This is a genomic window from Lutibacter sp., assembly GCF_013139515.1.
Classification (GTDB): Bacteria; Bacteroidota; Bacteroidia; order Flavobacteriales; family Flavobacteriaceae; genus Lutibacter.
The window spans coordinates 1-13,408 of record NZ_WTAR01000013.1 but is presented as its reverse complement, the minus strand read 5'-3'; the positions used below and the strand labels follow the sequence as shown (position 1 = coordinate 13,408).

12 protein-coding genes are annotated in these 13,408 nt (G+C 30.0%); 6 read left to right on the top strand and 6 right to left on the bottom strand.

What is annotated here, in order from left to right:
* Window positions 1-612 (top strand): recombination mediator RecR, encoded by a 612-nt coding sequence (recR, locus tag GQ540_RS01255; RefSeq protein WP_291796150.1) that lies wholly within the window; start codon window positions 1-3, stop codon window positions 610-612.
* A 3-nt stretch (window positions 613-615) separates the two neighbouring features.
* Window positions 616-1,719: a glycosyltransferase family 2 protein gene (locus tag GQ540_RS01250; RefSeq protein WP_291796147.1), complete on the top strand. Its 1,104-nt coding sequence runs from the start codon at window positions 616-618 to the stop codon at window positions 1,717-1,719.
* Here GQ540_RS01250 and GQ540_RS01245 read toward each other — a convergent pair.
* The 6 genes from GQ540_RS01245 to GQ540_RS01220 form a co-directional block, all read right to left on the bottom strand.
* A complete protein-coding gene (locus GQ540_RS01245; protein WP_291796144.1) occupies window positions 1,716-3,776 on the bottom strand; it encodes an acetate--CoA ligase family protein in 2,061 nt (686 codons plus the stop codon). The genes GQ540_RS01250 and GQ540_RS01245 overlap by 4 nt on opposite strands.
* Window positions 3,777-3,793: 17 nt before the next feature.
* Complete coding sequence (locus tag GQ540_RS01240; protein ID WP_291796141.1) at window positions 3,794-4,378, bottom strand: indolepyruvate oxidoreductase subunit beta; 585 nt, start codon at window positions 4,376-4,378, stop codon at window positions 3,794-3,796.
* Window positions 4,379-4,388: 10 nt separating this feature from the next.
* Window positions 4,389-6,005, bottom strand: a complete 1,617-nt coding sequence (locus tag GQ540_RS01235; RefSeq protein ID WP_291796139.1) for a thiamine pyrophosphate-dependent enzyme — start codon at window positions 6,003-6,005, stop codon at window positions 4,389-4,391.
* Between the two features lie 451 nt (window positions 6,006-6,456).
* Window positions 6,457-7,008, bottom strand: coding sequence for a CopD family protein (locus tag GQ540_RS01230; RefSeq protein WP_291796136.1), 552 nt, complete (start codon window positions 7,006-7,008; stop codon window positions 6,457-6,459).
* 2 nt (window positions 7,009-7,010) lie between these two features.
* On the bottom strand, window positions 7,011-8,033 hold the full coding sequence (gene hemH, locus GQ540_RS01225) for a ferrochelatase (RefSeq protein ID WP_291796133.1): 1,023 nt from the start codon (window positions 8,031-8,033) through the stop codon (window positions 7,011-7,013).
* 4 nt (window positions 8,034-8,037) lie between these two features.
* Window positions 8,038-8,751 (bottom strand): helix-turn-helix transcriptional regulator, encoded by a 714-nt coding sequence (locus tag GQ540_RS01220; RefSeq protein ID WP_291796130.1) that lies wholly within the window; start codon window positions 8,749-8,751, stop codon window positions 8,038-8,040.
* Window positions 8,752-9,209: 458 nt separating this feature from the next.
* Between GQ540_RS01220 and hemA the strand changes: the two genes are divergently transcribed.
* The 4 genes from hemA to GQ540_RS01200 all read left to right on the top strand — a co-directional run.
* Complete coding sequence (gene hemA / locus GQ540_RS01215) at window positions 9,210-10,475, top strand: glutamyl-tRNA reductase (RefSeq protein WP_291796128.1); 1,266 nt, start codon at window positions 9,210-9,212, stop codon at window positions 10,473-10,475.
* A complete protein-coding gene (gene hemC / locus GQ540_RS01210) occupies window positions 10,462-12,048 on the top strand; it encodes a hydroxymethylbilane synthase (protein ID WP_291796125.1) in 1,587 nt (528 codons plus the stop codon). The genes hemA and hemC overlap by 14 nt, the downstream gene beginning before the upstream one ends.
* 12 nt (window positions 12,049-12,060) lie before the next feature.
* Complete coding sequence (gene hemB / locus GQ540_RS01205) at window positions 12,061-13,026, top strand: porphobilinogen synthase (protein ID WP_291796122.1); 966 nt, start codon at window positions 12,061-12,063, stop codon at window positions 13,024-13,026.
* A 6-nt stretch (window positions 13,027-13,032) separates the two neighbouring features.
* Window positions 13,033-13,408: aminotransferase class III-fold pyridoxal phosphate-dependent enzyme (locus GQ540_RS01200; RefSeq protein ID WP_291796119.1), on the top strand; the 376-nt coding region annotated here is incomplete at its 3' end.

Here is a 13,408-nt window from a genome sequence, read left to right as displayed (position 1 = left end):
ATGAATTTTTCTTCAAAACTTTTAGAAAATGCCGTAAATGAGGTTTCTCAGTTGCCAGGAATTGGTAAAAGAACAGCGCTTAGATTGGTGTTGCATTTGTTAAAACAACCAACTTCACAAACGCATCAATTATCAAATTCATTGACTAATTTAGTTGATGAAATAAAATTGTGTAAAAAATGCCATAATATTTCTGATGTTGAAGTATGTCAGATTTGTGCTAATCCATTAAGAAATTCAAAAATTATTTGTGTTGTTGAAGATGTAAGGGATGTAATGGCCATTGAAAATACAGCTCAGTTTAAAGGCTTGTATCACGTTTTGGGTGGGAAAATTTCACCTATTGAGGGTGTTGGGCCTCATAATTTAACAATTCAAAGTCTGGTTGAAAAGATAAAAAGTGGAAGTATAAACGAAATAATTTTTGCGTTAAGTTCAACTATTGAAGGAGATACTACAAACTTTTATATATTTAAGCAAATTGAAGGGTTTAATGTGAAAACTTCAACTATTGCTCGTGGTATAGCGGTAGGAGATGAACTTGAATACGCTGACGAGATAACTTTAGGAAGAAGTATTGTAAATAGAATTCCCTTTGAAAAGTCATTTTAATTGATGGATTTATCTGTAATAATTGTAAATTATAATGTTCAGTATTTTTTAGAGCAGTGTATATTAAGTGTGCAAGCTGCTTCTAAAAATTTACAGACTGAAATTATTGTGATTGATAATAATTCTACAGATACTAGTTGTCAATTAATTTTAGAAAAATATCCTGAAGTAATTCTTATTCAAAATAAAGAAAATGTTGGTTTTTCAAAAGCAAATAACCAAGGAGTTAAAATTGCTAAGGGGGAATATATTTTAATTTTAAATCCTGATACTGTTGTTGCAGAAGATACATTTACTCAAATTTTAGCATATGCAAAAAGCAAACAAAATTTAGGTGTTTTAGGTGTTAAATTAATTGATGGCTCAGGGAAGTTTTTGCCAGAAAGTAAACGGGGAATACCAACACCACAAGTTTCGTTTAATAAACTTTTTGGAATTTCAAGTAAACGAACTGGGAAATATTATGCAACTCATTTAAATGAAAATGAAACAGGAGTTGTTGATATTTTAGTTGGTGCTTTTATGTTGGTGAAAAGATCAGTTTATAACGAAGTAAATGGTTTTGATGAAGCATATTTTATGTACGGTGAAGATATTGATTTAAGTTATAAAATTTTAAATAAAGGATATCAGAATTATTATTACGCAAACTCGCAAGTAGTTCATTATAAGGGTGAAAGCACAAAAAAAGACATTAAAAATTTAAAATATTTTCACGAGGCTATGAAAATATTTTATAAAAAGCATTTTAAGCTAAATCGTATTTATGATTTTATAATGAGCTTTGGAATTGAATTGTGGTTTTTATTAAAATATTTTAAATTTTCACAACCTAAAAACGGTTTAAAGGATAGCTTTAATATATTAAATATAGATAAAAATTTAATTGATGATTTTGAGCAAATTAAAACCTTAATTAGAAAAAAAGCTATTGATACACTTATTTTTGACAATGCAATTATTTCTAACAAAAAAATAATTACACATTTTCAAGAGCTTAAAGATGAAAATGTTATTTTTAAAATTCAACCAAAAAACACTAATTTTTTAATTGGAAGCATTAATGCTTCCAATATGGGGAAAGTTGATTTTTTTGAAAACAATTAATTTTTTTCAATTCTAATTCTTGCATCAACGGCAATAACCTCTTTTGAATTTCCTAGAAGAGGATTCAAATCTAATTCACTTATTTCAGGAGCTATTTCAACTAAATTAGCCACTTTTGAAATTATTTCAGCGAATAAACTTTCATTAATACCTTCTTGATTTCTAGCGCCTTGCAAAATTTTATATGATTTTAAATTTTGAATCATTTCACTAGCTTCACTTTTTGAAATTGGAGCCAAAGCAGCACTAATATCTTTTAAAACTTCAATGTAAATTCCACCTAAACCGCATAACACTAAATGCCCAAAATTGTCTTCTTTTTTTGCGCCAATAAATAATTCAATCCCTTTTTTCATAGGCTGAATTAAAACAGCAGTTGCTCCATCAATTTGTATTATTTTATCATAGGATTCGTTTAGTTTTTCTTCTGAAGAAATATTTAAAATAATCCCTCCAACATCACTTTTATGAACTGGACCAACAACTTTCATTACCACAGGAAAACCTATTTTTTGAACTCCAAGCAAACAAGTTTTTTTAGTTTTACAAATTGCTTCTTGCACTATTGGAATTCCTGCAGCAGTCAATAGTTCTTTTACTTGTTGCGGATGTAAATAACCACCGTTACTTTTATCAACAATATTCCTTATGGTATTTTTATAAACTTTAAATTCTGAATTTTTAGGAGTACTTGGTTTTGGAGTTGCGTAAATTTTACCTAAAGCATTTCCAAAAATAACTTCATCAGGAAAATTGATATTTCCTTTTGAAATAAAATAATCAATCTCATTTTTCACATTCACAACTGAAGGTAGAACAGGGAAAATTGGTTTTTTGCAAGTTTTCATTTTTTTATGAAGAACATCATAAACGTCAAACACTTCAAATAAACCAGGGCTTCCAAAAATTACAACCATAGCATTTATAGTTGGAAATTTATTTTCGCAATAATCAATAATTATTTCTAATTGTTCGGCAGTTCCAGTCGCTAAAAAATCAATAGGATTAGAAACGGATGAGCCAACGTATAAGTTGGTTAACAATTCTTCACTTTCTTTACCTGTAATTTCAGGTATATTTAAACCATTTTTTGAAAGAGCATCTGTTAACATTACTGCTGGTCCGCCTGCGTGTGTAATAATGGCAATATTTTTTCCAGTTAACTCAGGACGTGTAAAAATTGAAGCTACTGTGATTAACTCATTTCTTCCAAAACATCTAATAATTCCGGCTTTTTTGAACAACGCATCTACGGCAATATCTGAATTAGCTAAAGCGCCTGTGTGTGAACTTGCAGCTCTACTTCCTTCATCTGAACTTCCTGCTTTAATAGCTGCAATTTTGCAACCTTTATTAATTAAAGAAGTTGCGTGTTTTAATATTTTTTTAGGATTGTTAATACTTTCAATATAAAGTAGTTTTATGGTTGAACTTGTTTTAGAATCAAAAGTTGTGTCTAAATGTTCTAAAATTTCTTCAATGCCAATTTGAGCTGAATTACCAACAGAATAAACACTCGAAAATGTGAGTCCAGTAGCCATTGCTGCTTCAATAATAAAAACAGCTGTAGCTCCAGAGCCTGAAATAAAATCAACTCCTTTTGGATTTAATTTTGGAATTGGAGTTGTAAAAACACCTGCATAATTCTGATTTATTAAGCCAATATTATTAGGCCCTAATAAAGATCCGCCAACAGCACTTATTTCATTAACTATTTGTTGTTCTAATTTTTCACCTTCTTCATCTTTTTCACTAAAACCTGCTGAAAAAATAATAAATCCTTTGGTGTTTTTTTGCTGTGTTAAAACTTTTATTGTTTCTAAAATATACTTTGAAGCAATTGCTATAATTGCTAAATCTACTTTAGGAATTTCAGTAATGTTTTTATAACATTTAACTCCTTGAATTGTTGTTTCTTTTGGATTTACAGTAACTAATTCACCTTTAAAATTATGGTCAATTAAATTTTTAAGAACTCTCCCGCCAGGTGTTTGAATATTATTTGAAGCGCCTACGATAGCAATACTTTTGGGATTGATTAAATTTTTATGAAGCATTTATAAATATACGTTTTTTATGAAACAATTTCTAGCGCAATTTCTTTTCCTTTATTATAAGCTTCTAAATTTTTTCTTACAATTTTTTCGCCTTTGCGTTCAAAAAGTGTTTTAATTGCTTCTTGCAAACTTTCATCACTTAAAGGAAGTTGTGCAGCTGCAGCACCTAATAAAACTATGTTTGTAGCTTTTGAATTCCCTAAGCTTTTAGCAATGGTTTTTGCATCAATTAGCAAGCTGTTTGGATGTGTTTTAATTTCATTATATAATGCTTCTAACTCCGGATAATTAGTAATATTTACAAATGGATTTATATCTGTTACCAATAAACCATCTTTTTTCAAAAAAGGTAAATAACGTAATAATTCCATAGGTTCAACAGAAATTATCATATCTGCTTTTCCCTGCGGAATTAAATCTGAATGTATTTCTTTATCTGAAATTCGAACATGAGATTGTACAGCACCACCACGTTGACTCATTCCGTGAACTTCAGATTGTTTAATATTTAAGTTGGAAGCTAAAGCCGCAGTGTCTAAAACTGCTGCAATAGTTAAAATTCCTTGTCCGCCAACACCGGCTAATATGATATTTGTTTTCATTTGTTTACAATTAATTTAATGAAACTTTTTTAAGGTTTTTAAGCTTGTCCTTTTTTTCTTTTGGTAATTGAACACAAGGACGTTGCGCAATTACAACTGAAACGCCTTTGTGGTTAATTTCATTTCTAATCAAATCAATATTTTTGTCTAAATTTTTATGCAACGGATTGATTAATTTTAAATGATTTTCATCAACACCAAGTCCTTTACAAATGTCTATCAATCTACCAGAAGCTGAAGAGTCTTGAGCGCCAGTCATAGCAATTGCTGAATTGTCTGAAATAATAACTGTAATTGGTGAGTTTTCAATAACGGCTTCTAACAAGCCTGTCATACCTGAATGTGTGAAAGTTGAATCACCAATAATAGCAACTGAAGGATGAATTCCAGCATCAGAAGCACCTTTTGCCATAGTAATTGAAGCTCCCATATCAATTAGTGTATTTATACTTTCATATGGTGGTAAAACACCCAAAGCGTAACATCCGATATCACCAAAAACTTGCTGATTGCTATTTTCTTTACTTAGTTGATTTACAGCTTCAAATAAATCTCTGTGTGCACAACCAACACATAATTCGGGTGGGCGACCAGTTACAATTTTAGGCATTTCAGTAAAGTGTTTTACTTCAAAACCTAAAGCTTCTGAAATATTATCAGGGTTTAGTTCTCCAACTCGGTTTAAATGCCCAGTTAAACGTCCAATTACTTTTTTATTTTCACTAAAATAATCAGCAACTAATTCTTCAATAAAAGGAGATCCATCTTCTAAAACTAATATTTTTTTACACGTATCAAATAGCTTTTTAACTTGCTTTTTAGGTAATGGGTATTGTGATATTTTTAATATTGGGAATGGACAATCACCATCATCAAAATTTTCCATTAGATAATTATATGCAATTCCTGAGGCAATAATTCCCATAGAAGTATTTGGGCCATCAATAAATGTATTGAAATAACTATTTTCTGAACTTTCTCTTGTATCGCTTTGAATATCCACTAAATGCTGATATCTGTTTCTTGCATGCATTGGGATTAGTTGAAACTGATGTGGGTTTTTTGGTAAATGAATATTGTTTTGTAATTCACCTTTACTTGTCTCAATTCCGGCTCTAGAATGAGATAAGCGCGTAACCATTCTTACCATAACAGGTAAGCCCATTTGCTCAGATAAATGAAAAGCATATCTTGTAATATTATAGGTTTCTTGTTGGTTTGAGGGCTCTAAAATAGGAATCATAGCAAATCTTCCATAATTACGAGAATCTTGTTCGTTTTGTGAAGAATGCATGGATGGATCATCAGCAACCACCACAACTAAACCGCCGTTAATTCCTGAAACGGCCATATTCATAAATACATCAGCAGCAACATTTAAGCCTACATGTTTCATAACTGTTAGTACTCTTTTTCCTGCATAAGACATACCAAGTGCAGCTTCCATAGCTGTCTTTTCATTTACTGACCATTGTGAATGAATATTTAAGGTTTTTGCAGTTTTTGATTTCTGTATATATTCTGTAATCTCTGTTGAAGGAGTTCCTGGGTAGGCATAAACACCTGATATTCCTGCATCTATTGCAGCTTGTGCTAATGCTTCATTACCTAATAGAAGTTTTTTCATAAAATTCTAGTTTGAAAATTGTTTTAGTAAAGCAGTAAATTTACGAAAGCGTTTTCGAAAGAATTATGACTTTAATCATAATGTAACAAGTAACACATTGAAAAAGAGTGTTTTAATTATGTAATAAAACTAAATAAACATTACGATTAAATGAAGGTATTTTAGAAAAACATTGAATAATATTCAAAAAAATAGTAAAGAGTTTGTTGGAACGATAAATATAGTTATTGTTCCAATTATTGTTTTTTTGAATATTTTTATACAATTATAAATTTGTCATTCCTGCGAAGGCAGGAATCTAATCCAAGCTGTTAAAAAAGTAACGCCCTAAGTAATATAAAACTTAGCCTTTTTAAAGTTTTGTAGAGTTAAGATCTAATTATTTAGTTGTGGTTAATATTTTACTGTTTTATTTTGGATTCCTGCTACGCAGGAATGACAGCAATATTTTTTACGGTTTATCCCAACTTTTTTTAGCTCTTATTTTTTTATATAGTTTAATACCTAGCATTAATAGTACAGACACACTTACAATTCCAGCAACACCAAAAATCCAACCAAGTGAAGTTTTAAGGATTACTAAAAATACACAGGCAAATAATATGATAGTTGCTACTTCATTCCAAATTCTTAAAGCAAATGAAGAATATTTTAAAAACCCTTTTTCAACTTGATTGTATAAAATTTGGCAAGACCAATGATATGCGAAAAGTGCTGCAACAAACCCTAGTTTAATAAGCATCCAATTTTGTTGTAACCAACCAGGCTGTAAAACCAATAACCAAATAGCAAAAAGTGTTGCTAAAACTGCTGAAGGCCAAGTAATAATATACCAAAGCCTTTTAATCATTAATTTGTATTGTTTTAATAAAATATTTTTTTCTATTTCGGTTTTTTCTTCAGCCTCTTTATAATAGATAAATAATCTAATAATATAAAATAAGCCTGAAAACCAGGTTGTTATAAAAATAATGTGTAACGATTTTATATATAAATAATCCATTATTAATTTGTTTTTTTACTCCAGTTGTTAATCCATCCTGAAAGTGTTTTTGCCCAAGTATCGTCATCATTTAGGCAAGGAACTGTATTGAATTTTTTTCCACCATTCTCAATAAAAGAGTGTTTAGCTTCCATGCCAATTTCTTCTAAAGTTTCTAAACAGTCTGAAACAAAAGCGGGTGTAACAACTACTAAATTTTTAACACCATCTTTAGCAAAATTATCTATAGTTAAATCAGTGTAAGGTTGTAACCAAGGGTCTCGACCTAATCTAGATTGAAATGAAGTACTGTAGGTTCCTTCTTTCAAGTTTAATTGTTTCGCTACTAATTTTGTTGTTTCATAGCATTGATGTCTGTAGCAAAACTCATGCGCTTTAGAAGGTGTGTTGCAGCAACTGCCATCTATTTTGCAATGAGATTTAGTAATATCAGATTTTTTTATGTGCCTTTCTGGAACTCCGTGATATGAAAATAACAAATGGTCAGGTTTCAATATCTCAAGTTGCTTTTGAATGCTTTCTCCTAAAACTTGAATATAATCTTCATTATTATAAAATGCAGGAACAGTAGTTAGTTTAATTTGTGGGTATTTCTTTTTTATAATCTTTTCAGCTAAAACAATGATGGTTTCAGTTGTAGCCATTGCAAATTGTGGATATAACGGAATTAACAAAATTTCGGTAACACCTTTATTAGCTAATTTTTTAATGCCGCTTTCTATGGATGGATTTCCATAGCGCATTGAAAGTTCAACAGGAATATCTAAATTTTCTTGTACTTTTTTGTGTAATCTTTCAGAAAGCACAATTAAAGGAGAGCCTTCTTTCCACCATATTTTTTTATAAGCTTCTGCTGATTTTTTTGGTCTTGTATTTAAAATAATTCCTTTTACAACAAATGCCCGAACAAGATAAGGAGTGTCAATAACTCTTTTGTCCATTAAAAATTCATCTAAATAATTTTTTACATCTTTTACTGAAGTACTGTTTGGTGAACCCAAATTCACAAGTAAAGTTCCTTTCATTTAATTATGATTTTGAGAATTGTTTAGGCGTAATTCCATATGTTCTTTTAAATGCTGCAATAAAATGGCTTGATGCACTATAACCTAAATGAACAGTTATTTCGTTTACGTTTAATTGATTTTCTATTAAAAGTTTTTTTGCAAGTTCCATTTTATAATTTAATAAAAATGTAAAAACAGGTGCGCCGTAAAATTCTTTAAATTCAGTTTTTAATTTTTTAATATTTAGTCCAACTTCTTTTGCTAAATCTGGTAGCGAAGGTGGATTATTCATGTCTTTAAGAATTATTTGTTTGGCATGTTTAATTTTGGTAATAGTTTCTTCAGTAGCAATATACGGACAAGATTCATTATTGCTTTCTGTTGGTTTGCTAAAATAATAACTTAATAACTCATAAATTTTTCCTTTAATAAAAATAGGTCTAAGTGTATCATTAGTCTGCTTTGTTGTAAGCTGGTTTAGAATTAATTTTAAGTTGGAATTAATTTCTTTTGGTTCAATAATAGGGTTTTCTCCTTTTAGGCTGTTGTAGTTAAATAAAACAGTACCGTCAATTGAAAAAAGTGAATGAAAATATTCAATAGAAATTAGTACAACTGTTAATTCAGCATCTGGAGGTAAATTAAAAAGAACATTCATTTGTTCATCTTTAAAATAGACCATGCTAGAATTATCGGCAGTTAAGTTTATGGCACAATGCTCAAAATTAAAAGCCACTTTACATTCGTTGCGATTGCAAAAATAAAGTTGAATGCAATTGTTTTTTAATTGACACTTAAATAATTCAGAGTTAGAAGTTAAGTTGTTGAAATGAAATACTTTAAAAGTGTTGCTTTCTGTAAAAATAAGACTGGTACTTTTATCGATGTTTTTATAGCTTTCTAATGAGAATTTCATACGTTGTTTTTGCCAATTAACTTATAGATGTATGCAAAAGTAACAATTAAATTTAATATAAAGAAATTATAAATTTTATAGTGAAACTGACAAATGTCATATTTTTAAAGACCTATTTTTACTGACATTTGTCAGTGTTTTTATTAAAATCTACTAATTTAGAAACATTCTAAATTAGTAGTGATAACTTATGTCGACAATAAAAGTACTTTTGTCGATATTTTGTAAGAATATATATTAGTACTTTTGTCGATACTTATTGGTAATACCATTTTTTTATGAGTCAAGAAAATTTACCTACAAAATTATACAATGTAGGATTAAGTTATAAAAAAGCAGATGTGAAAGTCCGTGGAGCTTTTAGTGTAACTAAAGAAAATCAAAAATTATTATTAAAAGCTGCTAAAGCTAATGGGATTGATGGGATTTTTGTTTTATCTACTTGTAACAGAACCGAGATTACTGGTTTTGCAAAGCATCCTTTTGAGTTAATTAGTTTATTAATAAAATATTCAAACGGAAATGTTGAAGATTTTATTGAGGTTTCTAATGTGTATAAAAATAAAGATGCAGTAAAGCATTTGTTCAATATTGGCACAGGTTTAGATAGTCAAATTTTAGGTGATTATGAAATAGTTGGTCAATTGAAAGAGGCTTTTAAACTGGCTAAAAAAATGAAAACAACTAACGCTTATTTAGAGCGTTTAATGAATTTGGTTTTACAGGCTAGTAAAGATGTTAAAAACAATACAAAATTAAGCTCAGGTACAACTTCAGTTGCCTATGCGGCAATTCAATACATTGTTGAGAATATTGAAGATCATTGTTCAAATAAAATTCTAATTTATGGTTTAGGTGAAATTGGTAAAAACACTTGTAAAAACGTGTTAAATTACACTTCAAACAAGCAAATTACTTTAATAAATAGAACACATGAAACAGCCTTGGGTTTTGTTGAACAACATCCTGAAGTTAAAGCTGGGAATTATTCAGATTTAAAAAATCAAATTCAGAATACTGATATATTAATAGTTGCAACTGGTGCAAGTACGCCTACTGTAACAAAAGAAGATTTAAGAGAAAATCAAAAATTATTAATTTTAGATTTATCAATGCCAGAAAATGTTGATGCATCAGTAAAAGAACTCTCAGAAGTAACACTGGTAAATGTTGATGAACTTTCTAAAATTACCGATAAAACAATTAAAGTTCGTGAAAGTGAAATTCCGGCTGCTGAGAAAATAATTGAAAAGTATAAAGAAGAGTTTAATGAATGGATTTCTCTTCGTAAATTTGTACCTGCTGTGAATGCTTTAAAAAAATCGCTTCTAGCAATACAACATGATGAAATTGATTTTCATTCTAAAAAAATAAAAGATTTTAATGTTGAACACGCTGAATTTGTAACTTCGCGTATGATTCAAAAAATCACCACACAATTTGTGAAACACTTAAAAGATGAGGACACAGCCATTGATCAAAGTATAGGTGTTATTAGCAAAATGTTTAATATTAAAGAGTTAAGTTTGAATGAGAACGATTAAAATAGGAACTAGATCAAGTGAATTAGCCCTTTGGCAAGCAAATACAGTTTCAGGTCAATTGGAACACTTAGGTTACAAAACTGAAATAGTTAAAATAGATTCAATAGGAGACGTAGTTTTAGATAAACCTTTATACGAATTAGGAATTACAGGTGTTTTTACAAAAAATTTAGACATTGCATTATTAAACGGTAAAGTTGATATTGCTGTGCATTCATTTAAAGATGTGCCTACAAAATTACCAAACGGTGTTGTGCAAGCTGCAATTTTAAAGAGAGGTGATTTTAACGATATTTTAGTGATTAAAGATGATGAAAATTTCTTCGCAAATGACTCTGCAATAATTGCAACTGGAAGTTTACGTAGAAAAGCACAATGGTTATATCGTTACCCGCATCATACAATTACAGGTTTAAGAGGAAATGTAAATACACGTTTACAAAAATTAGAAGACAATGATTGGGATGGAGCAATTTTTGCTGCTGCCGGATTGAAAAGATTGAAATTACTACCAGAAAAAGAAAAGCACATTAAATTAGACTGGATGATTCCTGCACCTGCACAAGGAGCGGTTATGATTGCTGCTTTGGAAAAAGATGAAGAACTTCTTGAAATTTGTAAAGAGTTAAATGATGAAAATACAGCAACTTGTGTTGGAATTGAACGCGAGTTTTTAAGAGTTTTAGAAGGTGGTTGTACTGCGCCAATTGGTGCTTTGGCAATGATTTGGGATGAAGAAATAAAATTTAAAGGTGTTTTGTTTAGTCCTGATGGAAAAAATAAAATTGAATTTTATAAAGAAGTACCTGCAAATAACGCAACTGATTTAGGAGAATATGCTGCTAACTATATTTTAGAAAGAGGTGGGAAAAAGTTAATGCGTGAAGTAATTACTATTGATAAAGAATTAAATATTTATTCAACAAAAAACCTTTCTTTAGATCAAAAAAGTAGTTTAATAACTAAGGTTGGTGTTTCAATGAGTGATTTTATTACAACTAGAAGCAACCGTTTAAAAGTAAAAGTTGTAAAAAATAAGATTGAAAACGTAGTAATTACAAGTCAAAACACAGTAGATGCTTTATTAGATAATTTTTCACCTGTTGAATTAAATTTCACCAATATTTATTGCGTTGGTAAAAGAACAAAACGGTTGATTGAAAAGAAAATAGGAAAAGTTACACACGTTGAAACTTCAGCAGTAAACTTGGCTAATTTTTTAGTGAAAAATATAAAAGAAAAAGAAGTTACTTATTTTTGTGGGAACAAAAGAAGAGGTGAACTTCCAACTATTTTATCAGAAAATAATATAGAGGTAAACGAGGTGGTGTCTTACCAAACGCAATTAACTCCAAGAAAAATTGGAGCAAATTTTAATGGAGTTCTTTTTTATAGTCCAACAGGTATTGAAAGCTATTTAAAAGACAATCAAACAAGTGATAGTACTGCATTTTGTATTGGTGAAACAACCGCGTTAGAAGCAAAAAAATATTTTAAAAACGTGATTGTAGCAGCAGTTCCAACTGTAGAAAGTGTGTTGAAGTCTGTAAATGAATATTATCAAGAATCATAAAATTAAAGAGTTATGAATAGAACAAGACGTTTGCGTAAAACAGAAAATATTCGCCGTTTAGTTAGAGAAAACAAACTAACAATTGATGATTTAATTTACCCGTTATTTATTGAAGAAGGTGAAAATATTGAAACTGAAATAGTTTCAATGCCGGGTATAAAAAGATGGTCATTAGATAAAATTTCAAAAGAATTAGATGAAGTTGTTGAGTTGAACATCCCTGCAGTATTACTTTTTGGAATTCCTACAGAAAAAGATGAAGTAGGTTCAGAGACGTGGAATGATGATGGAATTATGCAACAGGCAGTTCGTTTTATCAAAAAAAATTATCCAAGTTTATATGTAATTACTGATGTTTGTTTCTGTGAATATACAAGTCACGGTCATTGTGGAATTATTCACGAGAATGATGTTGATAATGATGCTACTCTTGTAAATATAGCTAAGCAAGTTATTTCTCATGCAAAAGCAGGTGTAGATATGGTTGCGCCATCTGGAATGATGGATGGAATGATTGAAACAATTAGGCAAGCACTAGATAATACAGGTTTTTCAAACCTTCCAATTATGTCGTATGCAGTAAAATATTCTTCTGCTTTTTATGGGCCTTTTAGAGATGCAGCAGATTCTGCACCAACATTTGGAGATAGAAGAACGTATCAAATGGACCCTTCAAATAGAGATGAAGGAATGCGTGAAGCTACTTTTGATGATCAAGAAGGGGCAGATATTTTAATGGTGAAACCAGCATTATCATATTTAGACATCATTAGAGATTTAAAAAATGATTTTGACAGACCAATTGCTTGTTATAATGTAAGCGGTGAATATGCAATGGTTAAAGCTGCTGCTGAAAAAGGATGGATTGATGGTGAACGCGTAATGATGGAAAGTTTACTATCTATGAAAAGAGCTGGGGCTGATATAATTATCACGTATTTTGCTAAAGAAGTAGCAAAAGTATTATTGAAAAAATAGAAGATTATGAAATTAGAAAAATCAATAGAATTATACACAAAAGGGAAAAAACATTTAGTTGGCGCAGTAAATTCGCCTGTTAGAGCTTTTAAATCTGTTGGAGGTGTTCCTTTGTTTATTGATAGAGCCAAAGGAAGTAAAATTATTGATGTTGATGGGAATGAATATGTAGACATGGTGTTGTCTTATGGCCCAATGATTTTAGGCCATAGAAACAGCGTTGTTGAAAGTACTATAAAAAAATACTTAAAAAAAGGGTACACTTTTGGAGCTTCAACAAAAGGTGAAATTATTTTAGCTGAAATGGTTTGTAATGCTTTTCCTGGAATGGATAAAGTTCGTTTTGTAAACTCAGGAACAGAAGCTGTTTTTAGTGCTATTC

What these genes read in the sequence shown, in the direction of transcription:
- recR (WP_291796150.1), top strand. Translation starts at nt 1, where the DNA reads ATGAATTTTTCTTCAAAACTTTTAGAAAATGCCGTAAATGAGGTTTCT.
- GQ540_RS01250 (WP_291796147.1), top strand. Translation starts at nt 616, where the DNA reads ATGGATTTATCTGTAATAATTGTAAATTATAATGTTCAGTATTTTTTA.
- GQ540_RS01245 (WP_291796144.1), bottom strand. Translation starts at nt 3,776, where the DNA reads ATGCTTCATAAAAATTTAATCAATCCCAAAAGTATTGCTATCGTAGGC.
- GQ540_RS01240 (WP_291796141.1), bottom strand. Translation starts at nt 4,378, where the DNA reads ATGAAAACAAATATCATATTAGCCGGTGTTGGCGGACAAGGAATTTTA.
- GQ540_RS01235 (WP_291796139.1), bottom strand. Translation starts at nt 6,005, where the DNA reads ATGAAAAAACTTCTATTAGGTAATGAAGCATTAGCACAAGCTGCAATA.
- GQ540_RS01230 (WP_291796136.1), bottom strand. Translation starts at nt 7,008, where the DNA reads ATGGATTATTTATATATAAAATCGTTACACATTATTTTTATAACAACC.
- hemH (WP_291796133.1), bottom strand. Translation starts at nt 8,033, where the DNA reads ATGAAAGGAACTTTACTTGTGAATTTGGGTTCACCAAACAGTACTTCA.
- hemA (WP_291796128.1), top strand. Translation starts at nt 9,210, where the DNA reads ATGAGTCAAGAAAATTTACCTACAAAATTATACAATGTAGGATTAAGT.
- hemC (WP_291796125.1), top strand. Translation starts at nt 10,462, where the DNA reads ATGAGAACGATTAAAATAGGAACTAGATCAAGTGAATTAGCCCTTTGG.
- hemB (WP_291796122.1), top strand. Translation starts at nt 12,061, where the DNA reads ATGAATAGAACAAGACGTTTGCGTAAAACAGAAAATATTCGCCGTTTA.